This window comes from Rubrivirga sp. (genome assembly GCF_965213695.1).
Taxonomy (GTDB): Bacteria; Bacteroidota; Rhodothermia; order Rhodothermales; family Rubricoccaceae; genus Rubrivirga.
Genome location: NZ_OZ243912.1, coordinates 1,359,620 through 1,385,287, shown reverse-complemented (window position 1 = coordinate 1,385,287; position 25,668 = coordinate 1,359,620). Strand labels below are relative to the sequence as shown.

Below are 25,668 nucleotides of genomic sequence, written 5' to 3'. Positions count from 1 at the left end.
GGACCAAGGTAGGCCCGGGCACGCCGCCGCCCGAACCCCCTATCGCGCGACGACGACCGACGCCGACGCCCGCTCGGTGCCCGCCGTCACGCGGACGACGTAGACGCCCGACGCGGCGCCCGCCGTCGGCCACGTCAGCCGGTGCTCGCCGGCCGCGCGCGGGACGCCGTCGGCCAAGACGGCGACGCGCTGGCCGATGGCGTTGAACACTTCGGCCGTCACGGTCGTCGGGGCCCCGAGCACGAGCCGGACCTCGGCCGTCGTGCGGGCGGGGTTCGGCCAGATCGGCGCGACGCGCAAGGCGGGATCGCCATCGGGCCCGCCGGCCGCCGCGACGGGGGCCGAGCTGAGGAGGGCGAGGTCGTCGAAGACCAGGGCGCCGAAGCGGGGCGAGGCCCCGTCGTAGCCGAGCTGGAACGAGTCGAAGCGGAGCTGCGACGGCGCGTCCCACGCCCCGTTCCCGATCCACGTCCCGAACCCGTCGGCGTCGAGGTCCCACGTGACGGTCCGCCAGCCGAGCCAGTCGACGGCCGTCCACGGGCTGACCTCGTGGCCGCCGCTCAGCCCGTCGTCGACGGCGAACCGGAACAGGGTCCCAGTCCCGTCGCCGAAGACGCGGGCGCGGAGCGTGAACGAGTCGTCGAAGATCCGGTCGCGGGGCGCCCCCCCGGCGAGGTACTCGCGGATCAGCCACGGGCCGGTTTCGGCCCAGCCGTAGTCGACGCGCATGGCGGTCTCGCCGCCGAGCGGATACGCCAGCGAGTCGGCGGCGGCGCTGGTCGAGTCGGTCACGATGCCGCCCGTCGAGCCGCTCTGCTGCGGGACCCACCAGTTGTCCGAGATCGAGCTCCCCTCGAAGTCGTCCAGGAGCTCGACCATCGGGTCGGCGGCGGCGGTCTCGAAGAGGAAGGCGTAGCGCGCCGTGGTCGCGTTCGAGAACACGTCCTCGACGCCGGGCTCGATGGCGAACCGGTACCGCGTGTCGGACGCGAGCGGCGCGTCCGGCACGAAGCTCACCGTGCTCTGGGGATCGGGGTCCTCCCCCACGACGCCGGCCAGCGTGTGGACGAACGTCCCGGCGACGGCCGCGCCCGCGACCGTCTCCAACGTCACGCGGCCGTCGAGCGTGGCCGGGTCGACCGCCTCGGTGAACGCGACCGTCACCACGGGCCGCAGCTCGGCGCCGGTCGCGTTCGGGCGCGGGTCGCTTTGGGCCAGGCGCGGGGCCGTCGTGTCGGGGAAGCTCGACGTGAACGTGAGCGTAAAGTCGTCGCCGCCGGTCCCGTCGCCGTCGCCGTCAATCGGGCTGCCGTTGGCCGTCGTGGCCGTGCCGGCGAGCGTCAGCGTGAACGCGGTCGTGGGCGCCAGCGGCTCGTCCGGAGTGAACACGAGCTCGTAGCCCCCGCGCTCGAACGTGACGGTGCCCGCGACCGGCGGGCCGCCCGCGCTCGGGACGAGCGAGAACGCGGGCGCGGCCGTGGCCGGGTCGAGCGGCCGGCTGAACGTCAAGCGGATCGCGTCCGTGATCGGGAAGCTGGGGTCGCCCTCGGCCGGGTCCGCTTCGGCCACCACCGGGGGCACCGTCGAGGTCAGAGCGACGTCGGCGAAGGTGAACGTGGTGTCCTTCATCGTCACCGTGGCCGTCGCGGAGGCGTAGCCGTCGGCCGAGACCGTGACGGTGTGCGTCCCGGGCCCGACGTCTTCGAGGTAGTAGAACCCGTTCCGGAGCTGGTCGGGGTCGTTCGAGAAGCGGTTGAAGAGCGACTCGTAGGTGTCGGTCGTGTACGTCTGGCCGTCGACCTCGACGGTCGCCCCGTTGATCGGCCGGCCGCTCTCGGCGTCGGTGACGAAGCCCGTCGCGATCCGGTGCGTCGAGCGCGGGATCCCGTGCCAGTCCAGGATGGCCCAGTAGTGCGCCTGCGCCTCGAGCCGTTTCCAGTCGGCGTTCATGTTGCGCGTGTTCTGGGTCGGGTTCGTGTGGAACCCGCCCTCGCTCAGGACCGACGCCATGTTCGACGTCCGGTTGACGAACAGGTAGGGGAACTGATTGGCGTGGGTCTCCGGGAAGCCGAGGTAGAACGTCCGGTCGGCGAAGTTGCCGATGGTCGGCAAGCGCATGGCGCGCGACAGGGCGTCCTCGTATTCGGCGCCCATCCGGCGCCCGCCCTCGGGCGTCTTCTCGACCGTGACGCCATTCGACCGCCAGCCGCCGTAGAGCATCAGGACGTTGTTGGCGCTCGGCGGTCCGGCGTTGCTGTGGATCGAGTGGAAAAAGTCGGCCCCGAGTGAGTTGGCGAGGTCCGTCCGCTGCGACAGGCTCACCTGCTGGGTGTCGTCGGTCCGCGACATGTACACGGCCTCGATGTCGGTCCGCGTCTCCAGCATCTCGCGGAGCGCGAGCCCGACGCGGAGGACCTTCTCGGGCTCGGAGTAGCCGTAGATGCCGACGTTCTCGTCGGTCCCGCTGTGGCCGGGGTCGAGGAAGAGGCTCCAGTCGGACAGGCCCGTCACCTGCTGGGCCTGAGCGGAGCCGACGAGCACGAGGGCGAGGAGCGGGGTCACAAACCTGGTCATCGGGCTACTCGGAAACGGGGAGGAGAAACAGGGCGCCGTCGGCGTCGAAGGCGATGGCGCGGCCGTCGGGCGACCACGAGGGGTTCATCTCGAACCGGTCCGCGGTCTGCGTGAGCGCGACCCGGGCGGACCCGTCGGCGCGGGCGGCGACCAGGTCGGAGGCCGTGAACTGGTGGCCGTCGTCCTCGGTGGTCTGAAACACGACCCAGCGGCCGTCCGGCGACCACGAGGGTCGACCACCGGGCCCCAGGTCGACGCGGCCCGAGCCGTCCAAGCCGGACACGAACAGGTGGCCGCCGACGACCTCGAACGCGATGCGCGTCCCGTCCGGCGACGGCGTCACGTTGAGCAGCCGCTCGCCCTCGAACGCGCCGACCTCGCGGACCACGCCCGAGCCGACCTCGGCGACCGACAGCCCGCCGTCGAGCCCGGCCGCTGGAACTGTGCCCGCGGGGACGGCGCGTGCGTTGGCGTCGACCGCGAGTACGTCGAGGGCGCCGCCAGTTACGACGGCGACGTGGCCGGGCCCGGCCCACCGCGGCAGGCCGACCGCCGAGGTCCGCTCGTCGGTGAGCGCCGTCGCGGTCCCGTCGAGGCCGAAGATGGAGACCGTCGAGCGGCGGATCGGGCCGTCGTACCGCGCGGTCCGGGCGGCGATGGCCGTGCCGTCCGGCGACCACGCGAAGCCGAAGCCGGCGGCCGGCGCGTCGGCCAGCGGCCGGGCGCCGGACCCATCGGGGCGGACGACCCACAGGCCGGCGAGTTGGTCGCGCGTAAAGGCGATCCAGGCGCCGTCGGGCGACCACGCCGGCCTCGCGGCCGGCGCGTCGTCGGAGAAGAGGCGGACGGCGGGGCCGTCGGCGCGGAGCGCCTGGGCGCTCAGCGGAGGAGCGCAGACGAGCAGCGCGAGGGCGATGAGAGAGACGCGAGAGCGCATGTGCGGTCCGGGTGCGGATCCGCAAGGTAGGCCATCGGCCCGGCCGGCGACCGGCTTATGCGCCCTCCAACTCGGCTTCGAGCTGCTGCTTGCGGACCATCGTCGCGTAGGCCCCGCCGGCAGCGACCAGCTCGGCGTGTGTGCCGCGCTCGGCGACCCGGCCGTCGTCCAAGACCAGGATCTGGTCGGCGTCCTGGACCGCCGAGACGCGGTGGCTGACCACCAAGACCGTCCGCTGGCCGAACTGGGCCCGCAGGTTCTCCAAGATCGTCGCCTCCGTTCGCGTGTCGACGGCCGAGAGCGCGTCGTCGAAGATCAGGATGGGCGCGCGGCGGATGAGGGCCCGGGCGATGGCCGTCCGCTGCTTCTGGCCGCCCGAGAGCGTGATCCCGCGCTCGCCGACGCGCGTCTCGAACCCGAGCGGGAAGCCCTCGACGTTGTCGAGCAGGTCGGCCTCGCGCGCGGCCCGCTCGATGGCGTCGGCCTCGGCCTCGGGCACACCGAACGCGATGTTGTTGCCGACCGTGTCGGAAAACAGGAACACCTCTTGGGGCACATACCCGACGGCCGCCCGCAGCGTCTTGAGCGGCACCTCGCGGACGTCGGCCCCGTCGACGCGGACCGTGCCGGCGGTCGGGTCCATCAGCCGGGGGATCAGCTCGACGAGCGTCGACTTGCCCGCGCCGGTCCGCCCGACGATGCCGACCGACGAGCCGGCGGGGACGTCGAACGAGACGGCGTCGAGCACGGGCGGGCCATCCGGCGTGTAGCGGAACGTGACGTCGTCGAACGTGACCCGACCTCGGACCGCGTCGACCCCGAGGTCGTCGACGTCGGCGGGGTCGGCCACGGCGGGCTGGGTGTCCAGGATCTCCTCGATCCGGCTCATCGACGCCGACGCCTGCTGGACCATCGACACGACGTAGCCGAACGAGGCCACCGGCCACGTTAGGTTGGCGACGTAGATGATGAACTCGGCGATGTTGCCGAGCGAGAGCTGGCCCTCGATCACCAGCCGCCCGCCCACGCCGACGACGAGCACGGTGCTCAGCCCGATCAGGATCATCAGGACCGGGCGGAAGGCGGCGTCGACGAGCGCGAGGTCGAGCGCCTTCTCCTGGTAATCCTCGCTGGCGTCGTCGATCCGGCGCCCCCACGTCTCCTCCTGGGCGTAGGCCTTGACCACGCGGATGCCGGACAGCGCCTCCTGGACGCGGCTCGTCAGGCCGGAGTACGCCCTCTGCTGGCGGTCCGTGCGGACGTGGACGAGCCGGCTGACGAAGAACACGGACACCGCGAGGACCGGCATCGGCAGGATGGCCCAGAACGTCAGCGTGGGCGAGATGGCCAGCATGAACGTGAGCGCCATCACGATCGCGGCGACGGCCCGGGCCAGGTACATCAGCGCCGGGCCGACGTAGCGGCGGACCTTCTCGACGTCGCTCGTCGCCCGCGTCATCACGTCGCCGGTCGGGAACCGGTGGTAGAACGCGCCCGACAACCGCTGGAGGTGGGCGTAGAGCCGGTTCCGCAAGTCGTACTCGATGTAGCGGCTGGCGACGACGACGAGGCGCCGCATCAGGAACATGAACAGGCCCGAGAGCGCGGCGAGGGCCAGGATCATCCCGCCCAAGAGCACGAGCGACCACCGGAAGTCGTCGTAGAGCGCGGCGCCGGCGGCGGTCCCGGCCGCGTAGCCCTGGACGGCCACCATCCGCGGGATCGCGTCGATGGCCTCCCTCACCAGGCCGGGGATGAACAGGGTGAACAGCGCCGAGACGAGGGCGCACAGGAGCCCCGGACCGAGCGTCCAGCGGTAGCGCCAGAGGTCGGCGTTGAGGCGGCGGAGCGGGGAGGCCATGCGGTCGGGGAGGCGGCGCCCGGAGCGGCGCGCGGCACCTACGCGGGGCACCCACTGCGGGTCCCGACGGGTCGGTGGGACAGAAGCAGCGTGGTCGTCCCGACGCTGTCAAGCCGCGTCGGTCGGAGTTGTCCACGTCGAGGGGACAAGTTCTCCCCACGACTCCACCACTGACGACTGACGCACCGACGACCGGCGCCTCAGGCGAGCGCCGCGAAGTGGTCCAGCGTCTCTTCGGTCTGCTCGGTCGCGGCACGGAGCCCGTCGGTCGACGGGACCCGCCCACCGCGGACGTCCGTCTCGACGGCGTCCCAGTACGACGCGAGCGCGGTCAGCCCCACGTTCGAGGCGCTCCCCTTGAGCGAGTGGGCCGCCGCGGCCAGCGCGGCGACGTCCCCGGCGGCCTCGGCCACAGCGACCGACGCGAGGGCCTCCCGGGCCGACTCGACAAACGTCTCCGTCAACTCGGCCACGAAGTCCTCGTCGTCCTCGCCGAGGAGCGACCGGACGTGGGCGCGGACGTCGCTCAGCAACGAGTCGTCCTCTCCCGGAGCGGACGGAGGGGCGCCCACGGGCCGGACCGCTTCCGCCAGCAGACCGACCGAGAGCGGCTTGGTACAGACCCCGTCGAACCCGATCTCCAGCATCCGCTCCCTCGTCCCGAGCACGCCGTGCTCGGTCACCGCGACGACGCGCGGGGCGCCTCCCGGGCGCCGTGCCCGGATCGCGCGCATCGCCTCGGCCCCGTCCATCACGGGCATCTGGACGGTCAGCAGGACCACGTCGTAGTCCGTCTCGGACGCCATCTGGACGCCGGCAGCCCCGCTCGACGCCGCGTCGGCCTCGATCCCGAGGTGGCGGAGCATCGAGAGCGCGATGAGCTGGTGGGTCGGGTCGTCTTCGACGAGGAGGACAGCCGGAGGCGTGGACATGGGGCCCGGGGAAACGCGGTGGCGGGGTGTCCGCGAGGACGGGGGGAGTATCGGCAACGCCGGCCCTCGCTAAAGGGCCGACGCGCGGACGCATGTTGGAACGAGGACCGAGCCGGAAGCGCTCCCAGACCGGCGGCCGGAGCCCGCTGGACCGCGCCCGAGAGCCCATCCGCGGCCCTGGCGTCACACCTCGAGCACGCGGACCTCGGCCCGGACCTCGCTCTTGGGGATGAGCGCCGGCCAGTAGGCCACGACCTCGCTCGGCCGGGGCCGCCCGCCCGCGAACCCGGTGACGGCGCTCGGGCCGGTCAGGATGAGCGGGGCGATCTCGCGTCCGAACTGCTCGACGGCCGCCTTGTCTTGGCTGCGGACCGACACGCGGAGCTGGACCTCGTCGAGGTCGGCCTCGCGGAGCGGGTCGGCGCCGGCCACCTCGGAGAGCGCGTTGAGCCCGATGATCTCGGCGCGGACCTCATCGAACGTCAGGCCGAGCGCTTCCAAGCGGTCCTGCAGGATCTGGGCGGCGGCGCGGGCCTTGGCGGCGGCCTCGGGCCAGGCGTACACCAGCGTCGAGGTCGCCTTCCAGCCGTCGGCGTAGGCGGCCGAGACCTTGAGGAACTCGGTGTCCTCGGTCCCCCGGATCCCGCTCACCCGGACGCGGTCGCCGCCCTGGTCATCGAGGCGGATCGACGTAAAGTCGGCCACGACGTCGGGCGTGATGTAGTCGGTCGGGTCGCCGATCTCGTACAGGAGCTGCTCGGCGACGGTCCCGCGCGAGACCAACCCGCCGGTCCCGTCGTGCTTCGTGACGACGAACGAGCCGTCGGCGGAGACCTCGGCGATGGGGAACCCGATGCCCGCCATGTCGGGCACGTCGCGCCAGTCGGTGAAGTTGCCGCCCGACGACTGCGCGCCGCACTCCAGGATGTGGCCGGCCACGGTCCCGGCGGCCATCTTGTCCCAGTCGGCCCAGTCCCAGCCGAACCTGTGGACGAGCGGGGCGAGCGTAAGCCCGGTGTCGGTCGTCCGCCCGGTGACGACGACGTCGGCGCCCTCGGCCAACGCTTGGGCGATGGGCTGGGCCCCGAGGTAGGCGTTCGCGCTGACGATCTGGTCCCTCACCTCGGCCAGCGGTTGGCCCGTCTCCATGTGCTTGAGCTCGACGCCGCGCGCGAGCAGGTCGTCCAACCGGTCGAGCAGGTCGTCGCCGGTGACGACGGCCACTTTGAGGCCGGTCGCACCGCGCTGGCGGGCGCCCTCGACGATGGCGTGGGCGCACGCCACGGGGTTCACGCCGCCCGCGTTCGAGATCACCTTGAACCCCTTTTCCCGGATGTCGGGCGCCAGCTCGGTCACGACCTCGACAAAGTCCCGAGCGTAGCCCATCGACGGGTCGCGGAGCTTCTGCTTCTGCAAGATCGACATGGTCACCTCGGCGAGGTAGTCCATGACGAGCACGTCGATGGGGCCCAGCCGGGCCTGGTCGATGGGCGCGCGCTGGAGGTCGCCCCAGAAGCCTTGCCCGGAGGCGATGCGGAGCGTGGTGGCGCCGTCTCGTGCGGGGGCGTCGGGCATGGGTCGAGGGGCGGGGTGGAAGGGCTTTCGGACAAGCTACCGAACCCGAGTGGTGTCTGAACCGAAGGAGGCGGTGGGACCGGAGACGGAGGACCGGGGACCGGCTTCCCCGACGAGCCTCAGGCGGTCCTCCGTCCCCCGTCCTCGGTCCCGACGAACGTGAGGACCGGAGGCACAACTCGGGTTACCGAGGCGCCGGACGGAGCGCGTGGAGCGCGCGTGGAGCCGCGCACGCCGAGCGCCCCGTGAAGATTGGCTGGCTCGCCCCTAACCCATTGACGGGGGCTCGCGATTCCGTTTCTTCGCGCGCTTCGCCAACCCCGGGCCGCGGCCCCCCCATGACCCCATTCCACCGCTCAGCCGCCCGGCTGGTCCTGGTCGCCGCGGCGGCCTCCCTCGCGCTGGCGGCCGGCGCGCAGACGGCCCCCACCGGCGCGTGGTCCGACGTGTTCGCGTACCCCGGCGTCCGCCTGTCCATCGACCTCGCTCCGTACAACGGCGGGGACGCCGTCGTCGAGGCCGTCGAGCCCGACGGGAACGGCGGCGTCTACGTGGCCGGCCGGTTCGACACCGTCGACGGCGTGGCCGTCACGAGCGTGGCCCACTGGGACGGGCAGGCGTGGCGGTCGCTCGGGCGCGGCCTCACGAACGGGGGCACGTACTCGGGCGGGATCCCGACGGTGAACGACCTGCTCCTCGCCAGCGACGGGTCGCTCTACGTGGCCGGCCAGTTTACCGGGGCGCTCCAGGCGAACGGCCGGGCCGTGCTCGCGCGGTCCGTCGTCCGGTGGACCGGGACGGCGTGGGAGCCCCTGGGCGGCGGGCTCCTCAACGGCGACCCGTTCTACTACTCGGCCACGGCCGGCGCGCTGGCGGAGGGCCCCGACGGGGCCATCTACGTCGGCGGTATCTTCGACTCGGCCGTCGGGGCCGACGGCCAGCCGGTCGGGGCGAAGGGCGTGGCCGTCTGGGCCGACGGCGTCTGGGCCGACCTCCCCGCCCTCGGCACGTCGGCCGTGAACGTCGAGGCCATCGCCGTCCGCGAGGACGGGACGGTCGCTCTCGGCGGGACGTTCGACGGCGCCGGGTACTACTCGCCGGGCCTCCTTCTCTACCGGCCCGACGGGACGACCGAGCGGATCCTCGACGGGACCTACGGCGTGACCGCGCTCGCCTGGGTCGACGGCGCGCTCTACGCGGGCGGAACGTTCGACGTGTGGACGTCCGACGTCGACGGCGTTGTCGTTCGGAACGTGGCCCGGTGGCGAGACGGGCAGTGGGACGGGCTCGAGGGCGGGACGAGCGGGCCGGTCTACGGGATCGAGCCCGACGGGGCCGGCGGCGTCTACGTCGTGGGGGCGTTCGCGTGGGCCGGGACCGACAGCGGGGCGTTCCCCGAGCCGGGCGGGCCGCCGAGCGGCACCTCGGTCGCGGCCGGCGGCGTCGCCCGGTGGGACGGCACCGCGTGGTCGGGTGAGGGCACGGTCACGCCGATCCCGACGCCGTACTGGTACGGGACCGGGCCGCGGTCGGTGGCCGTCGTCGGCGGGGACTTGGTGATCGGGGGCCTCTTCGACGGCGTGCGGGGGCCGGACGGGTCGACCCGCAACGCCTCGGGCGTCGCCATCCGCCGCGCGGGCGCGTGGGGGCCGCTGAGCCGGTTCGGGGGCGAGGCCGCCCTCGGCCGCCGCCAGTCGGTCCAGTACGTCGCGCCGTCGGTCCGGGCGACCGCCCCGAACCCGTGCGGCGCGGGCGTCCTCGTCGCCGGCCACCTCGAGACCATCGGCACGGCCGACGCCGCGAGCGTGGCGCTGTGGGACGGCGCGGCGTGGCGCGCGATCCCCGGCACGCTCAGCGCCTACGGATCCGTCGGGACGGCGACGGCCCTGGCCCCTGCCGGGTGCGCCGGCGGCCAGCCCCGGTTCTTCGTCGCCGGCGCGTTCTCGTCGGTCCTCCTCGAAGACGGGACGGCCCTCGACGCGCCGGGCGTGGCGTATTGGGACGGCACGGCGTGGTCCGCGCTCGCCGGGACGGCGCCGGAGGGCGAGGTCAAGACGCTCGCCTACGACGGCCAGACGCTCGTGGCCGGCGGCGCCCTCACCCGAAGCGGCGTCCCAGCCGTGTTCTCCTGGGCGCCCGGCCGGGGCTGGCAGGCGCTCGGTCGCGTCGACGGGACCGTCTACGCGCTCACCTACGGCCCCGACGGCGCGCTCTACGTGGGCGGCGTGTTCTCGTCGGTCCAGCAGCCGAACGGGCTCACGCTCCAGATCCAGGGCCTCGTCCGGTGGTCCGGGACCGAGTGGACCTGGATCGGGAGCCCGACCTACGGCGAGGTCCGCGCCCTCGCGTTCGGGCCCGACGGGACGCTCTACGCCGGCGGCTCGTTCGACCGGTTCGAGCAGCCGTCCCGCCCGGACACGCCGGCCCGGCAGATCGCGGCCTGGGACGGGACGTCGTGGACCGACGCGGGCGACCCCGGCGTCGCGGTCTCGGCCCTCGCCGTCGGCGCGGGCGGGCGGATCTACGCCGGCTACGACCCGGCCGGCAGCGGCTACTACTCCGGGACCGAGACCGACCGCCTGCTCGCGTTCGGCGACGACGGGTGGGAGGGGCTCGGCGTCCGCGAGGGCGGCGTCACGACGCTCACGCTCCTCGGGGCCGACCTCTACGTGGGCGGGACGTTCCGGACGGCCGGCCCCACGCCCTCGGCCTACCTCGGGCTCTACGTCGACCCGCAGGCGACGCCCACCGCCAGCGGCCCGGCGCCGAGCGCGTTTGCCCTCACGGTCGCGCCGAACCCGGTGCGCGACCGGGCCGTGCTCACGGTCGAGGTCCCAGCCGCCGGCCCGGTCCGCGCGGCCGTCTACGACGCGCTCGGCCGCGAGGTGGCCGTGCTGTGGGACGGGGCGCGCTCGGCCGGCCCGCTGGCGCTCGACCTCGACGCGGCGCGGCTGCCGGCCGGCGTCTATGTTGCCCGAGTCCAGACCGGCGGCAGCACGGCGACGCGCACGCTGACCGTCGTCCGGTGACTCCCCCACCCCGATGTTCCGTTCCCGCTCCGTCCCGTCGCTGGCGCTCCTCGTCCTGGCGGCGGCGTCCGCCAGCGCGCAGACGGCGGGCGCGTGGTCGGACGTGTTCGCGTATCCCGGCGCGCGCCTTGACCTCGGGGTCGAGTCCGTCCGCCAGAGCGTCGTCGAGACTGTCGAGCCCGACGGCCAGGGTGGCGTCTACGTCGGCGGGCTGTTCACGTCCATCGACGGGGTCCCGCTGACGTCGGTCGGGCAGTGGGACGGGCAGGCGTGGGAGCCCTTGGGTCGCGGGATCAACGGGGACGGCGGCTTCTTCGTGGTCGGCGCCGTCTACGACCTCCTCCTCGCTCGTGACGGGTCGCTCTACGTCGCCGGCAGCTTTACGAACGTCGTCCAGACCGACGGGCAGGCCGTGGCCTCGCGCGGCGTCGCCCGGTGGACGGGGACCACGTGGGAGCCCGTCGGGGGCGGCCTCCTGCTGTACGGGTTCGGCACCGCGTTCGAGGGGACCGCGCGAGCGCTCGCCGAGGCCCCGGACGGGGCGATCTACGTGGCCGGCCAGTTCGACGCGGTCCTCGGAGCCGACGGCGACACGCTTGCCATCGGCGGCGTCGCGCGGTGGGCGGACGGTCAGTGGGAGGCGGTCGTCCAGGTGGACCCGCCCCGGACCGTTGGGGGGACAGACTTCGGCGCCGTCGCCGTCCGCGAGGACGGAACGGTGGCGGTATCGGGGATCAGCGACGAGAGCGGCTCGCGCCTCGTCATCGTGCCCGCGGATGACGGCCCGCAGCCGGTGCTCGGTGGGCCCGTGTCCAGCCTGGCCTGGGTTGGCGACGACCTCTACGTGGCCGGGTCCGGGTTCGCCATCTCCACCGAGGAGACGTCGACCATCGAGTTCGCGAACGTCGCCCGTTGGCGAGACGGAACCTGGGACCTCCTCGATGGCGGGACCGACGGGGCGGTCGCCGAGGTCCGGCCCGATGGGACAGGCGGGGTCTTCGTCGTAGGGTCCTTCACGCTCGTGGCTGACGCCACCCCGGACCCCATCCCGGCGGGCGGCATCGCCCGCTGGACCGGGACTGCGTGGACCTCGGAGGGCGACGTCCTCCTACCGGAGAGGCCGTACGTCCCCTTCACCCCGCCCGGAGCCCGAGCCGTCGCCGAGACCGACGCGGGCCTCGTCATCGGGGGCGCGTTTGAGGGTGTCCGGGACGCCGACGATCGCGTGACGCACGCCGTCGCGCTCGCCGTCCGACGCGACGGCGCGTGGTCTCCGCTGAGCACGTACCCGGGGACGGCGGCCGTCGGCCGGCACAACTTCGCGAGCAACGGGGAGTCCGTCGTCCTCGCCACCGCGCCGTCGCCGTGCGGGCGGGGCGCCGTGGTCGGCGGTGCCATCGCTTCCGTCGGGCCCGAGCCGACCGCGGGCGTGGGGCTGTGGGACGGACACTCGTGGCGAGCCTTCCCGGGACGGCTTGCTTTTTCGGACCAAGACGGCGAGGTCCGCGCAATTGCCCCAGCGGGATGCGAGGACGGGCGCCCCCAGTTTTTTGCCGCCGGCCGGTTCACGACGGTCGAGCTCGCGGACGGGTCCGAGGTGGACGTCCCCGGCGTGGTCCACTGGGACGGGACGGCATGGGAGCCCCTCGGCGGCGAGGCTCCTGAGGGCGTCGTCGACGCGGTGGTGTTCGACGGCCAAGCGCTTTACCTAGCAGGCCCCCTCGCAGGGCCCCAGCCGGACGACCCATACAGCGTGTATCGCTGGCAGTCAGGGGCCGGATGGGCGTTCGTCGGCGGCTTCGACGAGCGCGTCTTCGCCCTTACACTCGGGCCCGACGGGGCGCTTTACGCGGGCGGCTCGTTCACCACCGTCCGCCGACCGGACGGGACCACGGTCGACGCCCGCGGCCTGGCGAGGCGGACGGGGTCGACGTGGGAGTGGATCGGGGCACCGACGTCGGGGTCCGTCCGCGCGCTCGCGTTCGGGCCCGACGGGCGGCTCTACGCTGGCGGCACCTTCCTTCGCTTCACGCAGCCCACAAGTGCGGCGGTCAACGCCAACAGCCTCGCCGTATGGGATGGGGAGGAGTGGACGGGCGTTGGCGATCCCGGGATCGCTGTGACCTCCCTCGCGGTCGGCGCGGCCGGCCGGGTCTACGCGGGTTTCTCTCCCGACTTTGGCCTGTCCTCGCAGGCGGCTGGTCAACTCGCCGTCCTCGACGCCGACCGGTGGGGTCTCCTTGACGTCCGTGGCCGCGGTGTAGCCACGTTGACGCTCGACGGGGCAGACCTCTACGTCGGTGGCTCGTTCACGTCGGCCGGCCCGACACCCTCGGCCTACCTCGCCCTCTACGTCGACCCGCTGGCGACGGCCCGCGACGAGCGGGCGCGGCCGTCGGCACTGGCCGTCGCGGTGGCGCCGAACCCGGTCCGCGGACGGGCCTCCGTCGCCGTAACCGTGGCCGAGCCGGGCCCGGTCCGGGTGGCCGTCTACGACGCGCTCGGCCGCGAGGTCGCCATGCTGTGGGACGGGCCGGCGCCGACCGGGCCGCTCGCCCTCGACGCGAGCGCGCTGCGGTCCGGCGTCTACGTCGCCCGGGTCCAGACGGCGACGGCGACGGCGACGCGCACGCTGACCGTCGTCCGTTGAGGTCGCCCCGCCTGCTCCGTCCCGGAGCGGGTGGGATCAGTCGGCCGGCTCGTCGGCCGCCGCCGGGAACGTGACCGCGACGACGGTCCCCCCGCCCTCCTTCGGGCGGACCTCGAACTCGCCGCCGACGCGGTCGGCCCGGTACCGCATCGTCCGGAGCCCGAGACCCTCACCGCCGGCCAGGGCCGCGTCCGGGATGCCAACGCCGTCGTCGCAGACGGTGAGCGTGGCGAGGCCGCCGTCCTGGGCGAGGGCGATCTCGACGGTCCCGGCGCGCCCGTGGCGGGCCGCGTTCGCCATGGCCTCCTGGGCGATCCGGTAGAGGTGGGCCGCGTGCTCGCGCGACGAGACCACGACGGGCGGACCGTCAAACGAGCACACGATGCCGAAGGCCAGCTCGGCGTCCGTCGCGAGCCGGGCCAAGGCCTCGGCCAGCCCGTCCGGCTCGGTGTTGATCGGGAACAGGCCCCGGGCGATGGCGCGGGCCTGGCCCAGCGCGTCCTCGACCAACTCGCGCGAGCGCAGGGCGTCGGCCGCGAGCTCGGGGTCGTCGGCCTGCTCGAGCCGGTTGTGGAGGGCCTGGAGCCGAAAGGCGGCCCCGGTCAGGACCTGGCCCAGCCCGTCGTGGAGGTCCCGGGCCATCCGCTCCTGCTCGCGCGCGGCGACCTCCAGGATCTCGCGCTCGAGCCGCCGCTGCTCGGTCACGTCGCGCTGGGTCCCGACCCAGTTGACGAGCACCCCGTCCTCGTCGCGGACCGGGGCGATCTCCCACTGGAGCACGAACTCGGACCCGTCCTTCCGGTAGTTCACGGTCTCGGCCTGGACGGCCTCGCCGGCCTCGAGCCGCGCGCGGACCCGGTCGAGCACGGCCCGCTCGGTCTTGGACCCCTGGAACATCCGGGGGCTCTGGCCCAGGATCTCGGAGACGGTGTACCCGAACGTCCGGGCGTGGGCCGCGTTGGCGTACAAGATGCGGGGGCTCGGCTCGTCGAGGCCGACGTCGGTCACGACGATGGGCTCGGCCGCCTGCTCGACGGCGGCCGCCAACAGGCGGCGTTCGGCGTCGGGCCGGCGCCGCTCGGTCACGTCCTCGACGACGTACGAGAACCGCGAGGCCTCGCGGTCGGCCACGTTGAGGACCACGTCGAGGCTCCGGACGCCCTCCCCCGCGTGCTCGGCGCCCCACGGGAAGGCGGTCGAGAAGTGGACGGGCCGGCCGGCCTCCCCGCACTCGCGGACGTGGCGCTCCCACACTGCCGCCTCGTCCTCGGTGAACCCGAGCTCGGCGAAGGTCGCGCCCTCGACGCGGTCGACCGTGGCCCCGTCGGACCGGAACAGGTCGAGGGCCGCCTGGTTCGCCGCCTGGTGTCGGACCTCGCCGTCACGGTGCTCGACGACGCCCATCAGGAACGGGGCGCTGTCGAAGAAGGCGCGGAGCAGGTCGTCGGCGTCTTGGCCCCGGAGGGCGTGGGAGGGGTCGGGCATGCAGGGACGCGGGGGTGGGCCGGCCGACGCGCCACGCTCGGGGCGCCCCGTGACGGGGATCGGCGCGCAACCTACGCACCCCCCGACCTCGCGCTCGGCCTCCACCGCCGGCCGCTAGCGGACGACGCGGACCGAGTCGAGGACGACCGCCGAGACCTCGAACGTGGTGCCCCCGTCGTAGCGGTCGCCGAAGTCGCGGAGGTCCCCGAGCGAGTCGGCCGTGAGGTTCCGCCAGTCCTGGAAGAGGACGCCCTCGACGCGCCGCGTTCGGATCGGGACGCGGAACCGGGTCCCGGTCTCGGTGCGGGACGTGTCGCCGGGCGTGGGCTCGTAGGTGTAGGCGTAGTGTCCGATCTGGCCGTCGAGCCGGCGGAGCCAGTAGACGTAGCGGTCGTCGAAGTCGGCGCCGCCGCCCTCGCGCGCGAACGTGACCTCGACGCGGTCGTAGTCCTCGCCCCCGACGCGGTCCGGCGTCAGGAGCCGCGCGCGAACGGCGGGGTCCGCGAGCGGCGCCGGCAGCAGCGCGAAGTAGGCGACCGAGTTGACGGCCGTGTGGACGCGCGCGGCCTCGTCGGGCCCCAGCGACACCTCGGCCCCGTCCACGAACCGGTGCGTCCCGGCGTTGTCGACGACCTCCTCGACGGTCCGCCCCAGGCTGTCCGCCACCGTTCGCGCGTAGCGGAAGTCGTCGCCGACGCGGAGCGAGAACGGCGTCCCGCGGAACGAGAACCGGACCTCGGCGCCGTCCAGGAGCGCCGAGCCGTGGTGGGTCCGGGTCCGGTCGAGCAGCGCGAGGGCCTCGGCGTCGCCCTGGGGCGCGGGCCGCTCGCAGGCGACCAGCAGGACGGCGAGGGCGAGGACGGCTCGTTTCACGGGTTTCGCGGGTTCAGCGGGTCCATCGATGTCAACCCGCGTGACCTGCTGAACCCCCGAACCCGCCGAACCTTACACGAACGGCGACTGCCTCGCGGCCGTCGCCAGCTTCTGCGTGTCCTGGGCGATCACGAGCTCCTCGTTCGTGGGGACCACCCAGACCGGGATCGGGCTGGCGTCGGTGGTGATGCGGGCCTCGGTCCCGTCGGCCGCCCGGTTGGCGTCGGCGTCCACGGTGATCCCCAGGCCCTCGAGCCCGGCCAGGACCTGGGCCCGGATGGGCGCGGCGAACGTGCCGATCCCGGCCGTGAACGCGACCGCGTCGATCCCCCCGAGCACCGCGAGGTACCGGCCGAGGTACGACCTGACCCGGTAGCAGAAGACGTCGATGGCCTGCTGGCAGCGGACGTCGCCGTCGGCCGCCTCGGCGAGCAGGTCGCGCATGTCGGCCGCGTAGCCGCTCAGGCCCAGGAGCCCCGAGTAGCGGTTGAGCATCGTGTGGACCTCGGCCAGCGGGACGTCCTCCTTCTCGGCGATCTCGAACACGATCGACGGGTCGAGGTCGCCCGAGCGCGTCCCCATCACCAGCCCTTCGAGCGGCGTCATCCCCATGGACGTGTCGACCGAGCGGCCGTCTCGGATGGCGGCCATCGAGCACCCGTTGCCGAGGTGGACGGTGACGACCCGGCTCGCCCCGAGTTCGAGCCCGGCAAGCTCGACCAGGCGCCGCGAGACGTAGTAGTGGCTCGTCCCGTGGAACCCGTAGCGGCGGATCTTGTGGCGCCGGTAGAGCCGGTTCGGGAGCGCGTAGAGGTAGGCCTGCGGCGGGATCGTCTGGTGGAACGCCGTGTCGAAGACGGCCACGTGGGGGACGTCGGGGAACGCCTTCTGGGCCGCCCGAACGCCCTGCAAGTTGGCCGGGTTGTGGAGCGGCGCCAGGTCGAAGGCGTCGCGGATGGCGTCGACCACCTCGCCGTCGACGAGGGCCGACTCGGCGAACTGCTCGCCGCCGTGGACCACGCGGTGGCCGACGGCCTCGATCTCGGGGAGCACGTCCTGCTCGGGCCCGTCGGCCTCGCGCATCCGGTCGAGCAAGTGGGACAGCGCCGTCGCGTGGTCGGGCGCCTGGAGCGTGACCCGCTCGGGCTTGGCGTCGCCGAGCCGGAACGAGGCGAGCGACGAGACGGCCCCGATCCGCTCGACCTGCCCGGCCGCCAGCGTCCGCCCGGCCTCGGCGTCGATGAGGTCGATCTTGAGCGACGACGAGCCGGCGTTGAGGACGAGGACGGTCATCGGGTGGACGGGTGGACGGGTGGACGGGTGGAATCTCCGGCCGTCGGCGCGTTCCCGCCAGCATGGAGGCTGTTCGTAGGGACACGGTTCATCGTGTCCGCCGGCCACACCGCGGGCGGTAGGGACACCATGCATGGTGTCCGTACGGCGGGGTTCCGTGCAGCGACGCTCGGCAAGGACACGACGAGTCGTGTCCGTACGGGACGCTCGCGGGCGGGCTCGCGTCTCGCTCTGCCATTTCCCCTTTCCTGTTTCCCGTTTCCGCGAGCGGAGCGAGCCATTCCCTGCGAGCGGAGCGAGCTAGGCCTCGACGACGCGGGCGCGGCGCTGGTCGTAGGCGTCGTGGAGCGCCTGGGCCGCCGCGTTGCGGATGCTCGTGGGGTCGCCGTCGGCCGGGGCGACGGCGCCGATGAAGAGCGGGGGCTCGCCCGAGGCGAGCCGGTCGCACCACGTCGCGGCGCCGCTCGGGTCGAGGTCGAGGAAGACGCCGAAGAGCAGGGCCCCGAACGGCTCGATCCGCCGGACGTCGGGGGCCGCGCCGAGCCGATCGCGGAGGTCGGCCTCGGCGCCGGCGACGTCCGCGGGGTCGTGGCGGGTCAGGCGCTCCTCGGCGTCGGCGAGCGTGACGAGGGCGAAGGCGAGTGGGCGCTCGGCGGCGCGGGCGGCCCGCTGCTCTTGGGCGATGATGGTGGCCCGGGGGACGGGCGGCTCGTCGTCCGGCGCGGGGAGGTCGGCGGCCACGATCGGCGTAACGACGGCCGGTCGGGCGTCGCCCGCGCCGAGGTCGAGGGCCGGGACGAGCGTCGCCAGCAACTCGAGGTGGGCGTCGGCGTCGTCGGCGTCGCCGCCGACCAGGAGGGTGGAGCGGCCTGCCGAGACGGCCCGCGCGCGACCGCCGACCAGGGCCGCGAGCCCGCCCAAGGCGTCGGACCCGAGGTGCCGCTCGCCGTCGACGTCGAGGGCCCGGCCCGCGACGGCCGTCAGCGCCCCCCCGTCGGTCCGCGCCTCGACGAGGTGGCGGTCGCCGTCGTGGCGGACGACGGCGACCCGGCCGCCGACGTGGGCGGCCAGCGAGGCGAGGAGCAGCGAGACGGCGGGCTCGGCCCAGGGCGTGCCGGGCACCGCCGCCGTCGGGCCCGTGTCGCGCGAGCGCGAGACCGGCCGCGGGCCGGCGTCGGTGGCGCCCGGGGGGACCGTCCGGCGGGCCGGGGCCTCGGCGAGCGGCGCCCCGTCGGGGTCGGTCACGGCCGCGGCGCTCCGCGGGCGGACGGCCGAGAGCCCGAGGCTGCTCAGGTCGTCGCCGTCGCCGGTCACGCGCGGGACCGTCGGCGCGGGCAGCTTGGGCCGGCGCTGGCGCGCGACGTACGCCCCGACGGCGGCGAGGACGACGAGGAGCAGGAACCAGCCGACGAGGGACACAGGGGGCGCGGGGAGGCCGCGAACGGGAGGGCAGACGCGAATCCGGTAAGGTATCCGTCCGACGGACGCTCCACAACCTCCCCCCTTCGGCCTGGGCGGCTGGCGGCCTCGGTCCGACGGCCTCTAGCTTCGCGCCTCCCTTTCCCCCGATCCCCTCCGTGGAGACCTACTACAAGCCCGAGCACCTCCCTCGCTTCCCCGAGATCGCCGAGGGCTCGAAGCCCCTGGCCGACGCCTTCTTCAGCTACTACGGCAAGGTGTTCGAGGACGGCGCGCTGACCGCCCGCGAGAAGGCCCTCATCGCGCTCGCCGTGGCCCACACGGTCCAGTGCCCCTACTGCATCGACGCCTACACGCAGGAGTCGCTGGCGAAGGGCTCGGACCTCGAGCAGATGACCGAGGCCGTCCACGTGGCGACGGCCATCCGGGGCGGCGCGTCGCTCGTCCACGGGCTCCAGATGCTCGACGGCGTCAAGGCGCAGACGATGTAGGCCCGGGCCTCGTGTCAGACGACCGCTGATCCCGGTGTGGGACCGATCTCCGCACGGCCCCCGGCGGTTCCACCTCCTCCCCGACTCTCTCTCCCCCTTCATGTCTGACGGCGACGGCGCAGCCATCTCTCTCCCCGTCCTCTCCGCCGAGCTCCTGGCCGACGTCATGGACGGGCCGAAGCGGACGACGAGCCTGTACGCCCGGCGCACGCCGCTGGCGGCGCCGGCCGCCCAGATCGCCGCGCTCGACGCCGTCGACACCCACCTCGGCCCGAGTGGGACCGGCCGGTTCCACGCCGACTTGGTCGCCAGCGGGTGGGCCGCCGGGATCACGCCGGCGCCCCTCGAGATCTTCCAGATCAACATCGGCAAGCTGTGCAACATGACGTGCCGGCACTGCCACGTCGACTCCGGGCCGGACCGGACCGAGGAGAACATGGACCGGGCGGCCGTCGACGCCTGCCTTGAGGCCATCGACCACATCCAGGGCCATCCGGACGGCGGCGCGCTCCACACGGTCGACCTCACGGGCGGCGCGCCGGAGCTCAACCCGCACTTCGAGTACCTCGTCGACGAGTGCGTCGCGCGCGGGCTCCACGTGATCGACCGGTGCAACCTGACCATCCTGACCGTCCGCCGCTACGCCCACCTCGCCGGGTGGATGGCCGAGCGCGGTGTCGAGGTGGCCTGCTCGCTCCCCCACTACCGCCAACTCGGGACCGACGCCCAGCGCGGCGACGGGACCTACGAAAAGTCGATCCGGGCGCTCCGGATGCTCAACGACGTCGGCTACGGCCAGGGCGACCCGGGCCGCGTGCTGACGCTCGTCACGAACCCGGTCGGGAGCTTCCTGGCCGGCGCCCAGGACTCGCTCGAGGACGAGTGGAAGGCGGCACTCCAACGGAACCACGGCGTCACGTTCGACCGCCTGTTCGCGCTCAACAACATGCCGATGAGCCGCTACCTCGAGTGGCTCTTGGAAAAAGGCCAGCTCGACGCCTACCTCGACCGGCTCCTGGGCGCGTTCAACCCGGCCACCATCGACGGGCTGATGTGCCGGAACACGGTCTCGGTCGGGTGGGACGGCGCGGTCTACGACTGCGACTTCAACCAGCAGCTCGAGATGGACGCGGCCGTCCCGTTCACGACGGTCGCCGACTTCGACTTGTCCGCGTGGCAGGCGCGGACGGTGCGGACCGAGCGGCACTGCTACGGCTGCACGGCCGGCGCCGGCTCGTCGTGCGGCGGGGCCACGGCGTGAGGCTGTGGGTCGGCATAAGTTCTGGTTAGGCGTACCTCCCAACCATATCAATCGATGCTCAGATTTTACGGGACCACCCCCCCAGCATGGTTCAATGAATTGCAGATCGGAGGTAAGTGTCCGCACTGCGGAACTGGCTCCCGCTTCACGCTCCACAACACTCCCAGCTTCGACAAGATCAACAGAGACGGAGTGACTGAGTTTGTCGCAGGCTATTCCTGTGACGCCTGCCTTGAAGCCATTCCCGTTATCTGGGACATCGTTGGTCGGGCTACGAATGGCGTTCAAGTGGACTACCCCAGGGTTGTCCTACCTGTCCGAGATGATTATGATTTCTCGCACGTTCCCGAGGAGGTCAAGAAGGAAGTGGACGAGGCTTTGGCCTGTCTCTCAGTTGGAGCCTACAACGGTTTTGCAGCCCTCTGTCGGCGGGCGGTACAGGCTATGTGCGAGCAGATCGGCGCCAAAGGGAGTTCCAAAGTCCAGAATCAGATTACCGAGATGATTGAGTTGACTGGACTGGACGACGAATGGAAGGAACTTTCAAGCCAGATCATGCTGACCGGCCACGACGGAGCGCACCCTCACTTACCTGAGGTAAACGCCGACAGAGCCGTTGTTCTCCTGTCGTTGCTGCAAGACCTGACTTACCAACTCTACACGCGACCAGGTAAGGTCCAAGAAGCTGCACTTCTACGGCGCCAAGCAATCGAGCAAAACAGGTAATCAGACCGCCGGTACGCCTAACCTGCCGCTGCAGGCCGACAAAGGGCGCCAGCGTTCTCGCGCTGTTTGGCGTCCGGTGTATCTTGCGCTCCGCCCCGCCGCCGTGCTCGGTGCCCTTTGCGGCTGAGCGTCCATCTGTTATATATCCTGCAACCTCTATTCGGTCGGTGGCTCGGCGACGCGCCCGACGACCGGGCCTGAGGTCCGCTGCCTGACGATGGATCGGTCGGGACGTGAGCGCGTTCCACAGTTCCCCAGCGCAGCGAGCCATGACGCCCCAACAGGTCTACCACACCGACCCGGAGATCATGAGCGGGACGCCCGTGTTCGTCGGCACGCGCGTCCCGGTGCATACGCTGATCGACCATCTCGCCTCGGGCGTGTCGCTGGACGAGTTCTTGGCCGACTTCCCGACCGTGACGCGGGACCAGGCCATCGCGTTCTTGGCGCTCTCGGAGGCGGCCCTCGTCGGGGCCGATGGCTGAGCGCCCGCGGGTCCCGCTCGACGAGAGTATCCCGGAGCGGTTGCGCACGGCCTTCTCGGACGCGGTGGAGGTGGTGACCGTCCGGTACCAGGGGTGGGCCGGGATGAAGAACGGGGCGCTGCTCCGAGCGGCCGAAGCGTCCTTCGACGTGCCGGTCACGGTGGACAAGGGCTCGCGCTACCAGCAGAACGTCGGAGAGCGCGAGGTCGCCGTCGTCGTCCTGGACGCGGGCGGGACGACGCTCGCCGACCTCCTCCCGCTCGTCCCGGACGCCGAGGTCGCGGCTCTCCGGTCCGGTCCAGGAACCGTGACGGTCGTGTGCGGCTGACCGCGCGGCCTCTCGACCTATGGCGGGATCACGCATCGACGGCGGTGGCGGCCGGCGCCCCCTCGACGCGCTCGCCCTGCCCGGCCGTGTTGATCCGCGTCCGCTGCATGACGATGGGGACGCGGCGGCCTGGCCCGAACGCCTTCGACGAGACGCGCAGGCCCGGCGCGGCCTGGCGTCGCTTGTACTCGTTCCGGTCGACCATCCGGGCGATCCGGTCGACGAGCGCCAAGTCGTAGCCGGTCTCCGAAGCGATGGCGGCCGGCGACTCGTGCTGCTCGACGAAGCGTTCCAAGATGGCGTCGAGCACGTCGTACGGCGGCAGCGAGTCCTGGTCCACCTGGCCCGGTTTCAGCTCGGCCGACGGCGGCTTGGTGATCGTGGTCCGGGGGATGAGGTCGCGGCCGGCCCGCGCGTTGACGTGCTCGGCGACGCGGTAGACCTCCGTCTTGAACACGTCCGACAGGACCGCGAGCCCGCCCGACATGTCGCCGTAGAGCGTCGCGTAGCCGACGGCCATCTCGGACTTGTTGCCGGTCGTGAGCAGGAGGTGGCCGAACTTGTTCGAGATCGCCATCAACGTCACGCCGCGCGCTCGCGCTTGGACGTTCTCCTCGGCCACGCCCTCGTCGGTGCCGGCGAACAGCGGCTCCAGCATCGCCCTGAAGGCGTCGACGGCCGGGCGGATCGACACTTGGTGGAACTCAATGCCCAGGTTCTCCGCCAGCGCCCGGCTGTCGTCGACCGACCCCGACGACGAGTAGGCCGACGGCATCGTGACGCCGACGACGCGGTCCGCGCCGAGCGCCTCGACCGCGAGCGCGCACGTCACCGCCGAGTCGATCCCGCCGCTCAGCCCGACGAGCGCCTTGTCGAACACGCCCGGCCCCGTTTTCTCGACGTAGTCGCGGACGCCCAGCACGAGCGCGTCGTGGATCTCGGCCGTCACGTCTTCGGGCGCGACCTCGACCGGGTCGCCTGGCGCCTCGCTGTCCCACACGTGGAACGCCTCTTCGAACAGCGGCGCGTGCCACAGCCCCTCGCCGGCCGCCGACTGGACCTGGCTGTCGCCGTCGAAGATCAGCTCCGTGTTGGCGCCGACCTGGTTGACGTAGACGAACGGCACGCCGTGCTCGCGGCAGCTCTCCCGGATCAGCCGACGCCGCTCGGTCGGCTTGCCCGTCGCGTACGGGCTGGCCGAGAGGTTGACGAACAGGTCCACGCCGAGCGCCGCCAGCTCGTCGATGGGGTTGGCGGCGTAGAGGTGGTAGGGCGCCTGCTCCTCGTTGTTCCACATGTCCTCGCAGAGGTGGACGCCCAACCGGAGCCCGCCCCACTCGATCACCTCGCGCTCGGGGCACGGCTCGAAGTAGCGGTACTCGTCGAACACGTCGTAGGTCGGGAGCAGCGTCTTCGAGACGCCGGCCTGGACCGCGCCCTCGGCCAGCAGCAGGGCCGTGTTGAACAGCCGCTTCCCGACCGGCGTGTCGTTGCGGACCGGCGCGCCGACGAGCAGCGCCAGCCCGTCCGGCGCGTGCTGCGCGAGGTGCTCGACGGCGGCGTCCACGTCGTCCAAGAAGGCGGGCCGGTCGAGCAAGTCTTGGGGCGGGTAGCCCGTGACGCAGAGCTCGGGGAAGACGGCGAGGTCGGCGCCGGCGTCGGCCGCGCGCCGGGCGTCGCGCAGGACGCGGGCGACGTTGCCGGCCAGGTCGCCGACGGTGGTGTTGATCTGGCAGAGGGCGATCCGCATGGGCTGGCGCTTCGGGTGGGCGGCTTTGACGACCGAGCGCGAGCGGGGTGCCGAGGTCGGGTGGGGACCGGGGACGGTGGCCGGGGACGGTGGCCGCCTGCCGCCTTCCTAACCCGCGTTGTGTCTGAACCGAAAGAGGCGGTGGGACCGGAGACGGAGGACCGGCTTCCCTGACGAGTCCCAGGCGGTCTCCCGTCCCCCGTCCTCGGTCCCAACGAACGCGAGGACCGGAGGCACAACTTCGGTTTCCTACGCCAGCGCGAGCGCGTCCTCGATCCGGGCCGACGCCGGCTCGGACTCCGACGCCGGCGCGTCCAGCTCGACGACGAACGTTGTCCCCTCGCCGAGCGCGTTCTCGGCCCACACGCGGCCCTGGTGGAACTCGACGACCTTCTTGACGATCGAGAGCCCGAGCCCGGTCGACGACTCGCCGCCGGTGGGCTGGGCGCTGAGCCGCTGGAACCGGCCGAACAGCTTGGCCTGGTCGTCGGCGCTGAGCCCCGGCCCCTCGTCGCGGACACGGAGTTGGACTCGGCCCTCGGCCTGGGCCACCGACACCCAGATCCGGCGGCCCGCCGGCGTGTACTTGACGGCGTTCGAGATCAGATTGTCGACGACCTCCTTGAGCCAGTCGCGGTCGCCGTCGACCCAGGCGGGCCCTCGGCTCTCGACCGCGAGCGCCTGGTCCTTGCGAGCGGCGGCCGGGCGGAACCGGTCGACCACGTGGTCGGCGAGCGCCGCCAGGTCGAACCGGGACGTGTGGAGCGCCAAGCGGCCGTCGTCGAGGGTCTCGGCGCCCAAGAACCGCTGGACGAGCGCGAGCATGTCGGTGGCCGCCGTCTCGACGATCCCGATGAGGTCGTGGGCCTCGCCGTCGAGCAGCTTCGGCTCCGCCGCTGCGCGGCTTCGCTCAGGACGACACGGTGGGGGGCTCGGGCGGCGCGTAGCAGCCTCGTTGTGAGTGGCCTGGCGAGCCCCCCTCCCCCCTTGGCTCCCGATGAAGAGCGCGGGCAGCACAGGACCGAGCCCGGCCCGCCCGTTGGCACGGGTCCTACCTTGGCCGCCGCCCGCCCTCGCCCCGATGCTCCGCCTGTCCGCCCTGCCCTGGCTCGTCGCCGCGTTCGCGCTGGCGGCCCCCGCCTGCCAGCCGTCCGAGGCGACGCCCGACACGCGCTCGGCGCCCGCCCCCGAGCCCCCGGTCCCGCCGGTGGTCACGGCCACACCGACGGCCGCCCCGCCCGCGCCCGACACGACCGACCGCGTGCCGTTGCCCGACGGGTTCGCGAGGCTGAGCGAGGTGGCCCCCGAGATCGCCCAGGAGATCCGCTACACGACGGCGTACAACTTCGTCGGCACGCCCATCGACGGGTACCTCGCCGCCGAGTGCGTCCTGACGGAGCCGGCCGCCCGGGCGCTCGCCGACGTGGCCCGGGTGCTGGCGCGGGACGGGCTCGGGCTGAAGGTGTACGACTGCTACCGGCCCCAGACGGCCGTCACCCACTTCGTCCGGTGGGCCAACACGCCCGACGCGCTCGCCTACAAAGACGCCTTCTACCCGGAGGAGGACAAGGGCCGCCTGTTCTCGCGCGGCTACATCTCGACCCGGAGCGGCCACAGCCGCGGCTCGACCGTCGACCTCACGCTCGTCCGCTTGCCCGTCGCCGCGTCGGTCCGCACGACGTTCCCGACGCCGGACGGCCCGCTCCCCCGCTGCGACCGCCCGCTGGGCCCGGACGGGCGGTTGGACGAGGGCGACCTCGACATGGGCACGGCCTACGACTGCCTCAGCCCGGCCGCGGCCACCGACAGCCGTGCCGTCTCGGCCCAGGCGCGGCGGAACCGGGAGCGCTTGCGGGCGGCCATGAGCGCGGGCGGATTCCGCAACTACTCGAAGGAGTGGTGGCACTTCACGCTCCGCGGCGAGCCCCACACGCGGACCTACTTCGACTTCCCGGTCGAGTAGTGGACTGGGCTACCGAACAGGGCGACCGCATGCTCG

19 protein-coding genes are annotated in these 25,668 nt (G+C 72.9%); 8 read left to right on the top strand and 11 right to left on the bottom strand.

Going from position 1 to position 25,668, the window contains the following annotated elements; genetic code table 11:
- Positions 1–39: 39 nt before the first annotated feature.
- From ACOOHE_RS06050 to ACOOHE_RS06030, 5 genes are all read right to left on the bottom strand, one after another.
- Positions 40–2,562: an Ig-like domain-containing protein gene (locus ACOOHE_RS06050; RefSeq protein ID WP_420456904.1), complete on the bottom strand. Its 2,523-nt coding sequence runs from the start codon at positions 2,560–2,562 to the stop codon at positions 40–42.
- A 16-nt stretch (positions 2,563–2,578) separates the two neighbouring features.
- Positions 2,579–3,511, bottom strand: a complete 933-nt coding sequence (locus ACOOHE_RS06045) for a hypothetical protein (protein ID WP_420456903.1) — start codon at positions 3,509–3,511, stop codon at positions 2,579–2,581.
- Between the two features lie 55 nt (positions 3,512–3,566).
- Positions 3,567–5,372 (bottom strand): ABC transporter ATP-binding protein, encoded by a 1,806-nt coding sequence (locus ACOOHE_RS06040; RefSeq protein ID WP_420456902.1) that lies wholly within the window; start codon positions 5,370–5,372, stop codon positions 3,567–3,569.
- A gap of 200 nt (positions 5,373–5,572) precedes the next feature.
- Positions 5,573–6,304, bottom strand: coding sequence for a response regulator (locus ACOOHE_RS06035; protein WP_420456901.1), 732 nt, complete (start codon positions 6,302–6,304; stop codon positions 5,573–5,575).
- A 183-nt stretch (positions 6,305–6,487) separates the two neighbouring features.
- On the bottom strand, positions 6,488–7,879 hold the full coding sequence (locus ACOOHE_RS06030) for an acyclic terpene utilization AtuA family protein (protein ID WP_420456900.1): 1,392 nt from the start codon (positions 7,877–7,879) through the stop codon (positions 6,488–6,490).
- Between the two features lie 338 nt (positions 7,880–8,217).
- Between ACOOHE_RS06030 and ACOOHE_RS06025 the strand changes: the two genes are divergently transcribed.
- Positions 8,218–10,908, top strand: coding sequence for a T9SS type A sorting domain-containing protein (locus tag ACOOHE_RS06025; protein ID WP_420456899.1), 2,691 nt, complete (start codon positions 8,218–8,220; stop codon positions 10,906–10,908).
- Between the two features lie 13 nt (positions 10,909–10,921).
- Positions 10,922–13,558 carry a T9SS type A sorting domain-containing protein gene (locus ACOOHE_RS06020; protein WP_420456898.1) on the top strand — a complete coding sequence of 879 codons (2,637 nt, stop codon included), beginning with the start codon at positions 10,922–10,924 and terminating at the stop codon, positions 13,556–13,558.
- A gap of 36 nt (positions 13,559–13,594) precedes the next feature.
- On the opposite strand, the gene ACOOHE_RS06015 is transcribed toward ACOOHE_RS06020, so the two are convergent.
- From ACOOHE_RS06015 to ACOOHE_RS06000, 4 genes are all read right to left on the bottom strand, one after another.
- The gene (locus tag ACOOHE_RS06015) at positions 13,595–15,043 is read right to left on the bottom strand and encodes a PAS domain S-box protein (protein ID WP_420456897.1); all 1,449 of its coding nucleotides are present in this window, start codon (positions 15,041–15,043) and stop codon (positions 13,595–13,597) included.
- A 114-nt stretch (positions 15,044–15,157) separates the two neighbouring features.
- Complete coding sequence (locus ACOOHE_RS06010; RefSeq protein WP_420456896.1) at positions 15,158–15,916, bottom strand: DUF6503 family protein; 759 nt, start codon at positions 15,914–15,916, stop codon at positions 15,158–15,160.
- Positions 15,917–15,988: 72 nt separating this feature from the next.
- Positions 15,989–17,209: an acetate/propionate family kinase gene (locus ACOOHE_RS06005; RefSeq protein WP_420456895.1), complete on the bottom strand. Its 1,221-nt coding sequence runs from the start codon at positions 17,207–17,209 to the stop codon at positions 15,989–15,991.
- A 300-nt stretch (positions 17,210–17,509) separates the two neighbouring features.
- Positions 17,510–18,628: a hypothetical protein gene (locus ACOOHE_RS06000; protein WP_420456894.1), complete on the bottom strand. Its 1,119-nt coding sequence runs from the start codon at positions 18,626–18,628 to the stop codon at positions 17,510–17,512.
- 158 nt (positions 18,629–18,786) lie between these two features.
- Here ACOOHE_RS06000 and ACOOHE_RS05995 point away from each other — a divergent pair, with 158 nt between their 5' ends.
- The 5 genes from ACOOHE_RS05995 (at position 18,787) to ACOOHE_RS05975 (ending at position 21,919) form a co-directional block, all read left to right on the top strand.
- Positions 18,787–19,119: an arsenosugar biosynthesis-associated peroxidase-like protein gene (locus ACOOHE_RS05995; RefSeq protein WP_420456893.1), complete on the top strand. Its 333-nt coding sequence runs from the start codon at positions 18,787–18,789 to the stop codon at positions 19,117–19,119.
- 100 nt (positions 19,120–19,219) lie between these two features.
- Positions 19,220–20,380, top strand: coding sequence for an arsenosugar biosynthesis radical SAM (seleno)protein ArsS (gene arsS, locus ACOOHE_RS05990; protein ID WP_420456892.1), 1,161 nt, complete (start codon positions 19,220–19,222; stop codon positions 20,378–20,380).
- Positions 20,381–20,434: 54 nt separating this feature from the next.
- Complete coding sequence (locus ACOOHE_RS05985) at positions 20,435–21,106, top strand: DUF4145 domain-containing protein (protein WP_420456891.1); 672 nt, start codon at positions 20,435–20,437, stop codon at positions 21,104–21,106.
- Positions 21,107–21,375: 269 nt separating this feature from the next.
- On the top strand, positions 21,376–21,591 hold the full coding sequence (locus ACOOHE_RS05980; protein WP_420456890.1) for a DUF433 domain-containing protein: 216 nt from the start codon (positions 21,376–21,378) through the stop codon (positions 21,589–21,591).
- Positions 21,584–21,919: a hypothetical protein gene (locus ACOOHE_RS05975; protein WP_420456889.1), complete on the top strand. Its 336-nt coding sequence runs from the start codon at positions 21,584–21,586 to the stop codon at positions 21,917–21,919. Before ACOOHE_RS05980 ends, ACOOHE_RS05975 begins: the two co-directional genes overlap by 8 nt.
- 28 nt (positions 21,920–21,947) lie before the next feature.
- Here the strand turns inward: ACOOHE_RS05975 and ACOOHE_RS05970 are convergent, their stop codons facing one another.
- Together ACOOHE_RS05970 and ACOOHE_RS05965 are read right to left on the bottom strand one after the other, a co-directional pair.
- On the bottom strand, positions 21,948–23,669 hold the full coding sequence (locus tag ACOOHE_RS05970) for an NAD+ synthase (RefSeq protein WP_420456888.1): 1,722 nt from the start codon (positions 23,667–23,669) through the stop codon (positions 21,948–21,950).
- Between the two features lie 249 nt (positions 23,670–23,918).
- Complete coding sequence (locus ACOOHE_RS05965) at positions 23,919–24,494, bottom strand: sensor histidine kinase (RefSeq protein WP_420456887.1); 576 nt, start codon at positions 24,492–24,494, stop codon at positions 23,919–23,921.
- A gap of 256 nt (positions 24,495–24,750) precedes the next feature.
- On the opposite strand from ACOOHE_RS05965, the gene ACOOHE_RS05960 reads away from it, so the two are divergent.
- Positions 24,751–25,632 (top strand): M15 family metallopeptidase, encoded by an 882-nt coding sequence (locus tag ACOOHE_RS05960; protein WP_420456886.1) that lies wholly within the window; start codon positions 24,751–24,753, stop codon positions 25,630–25,632.
- The last annotated feature ends 36 nt before the right edge of the window (positions 25,633–25,668 follow it).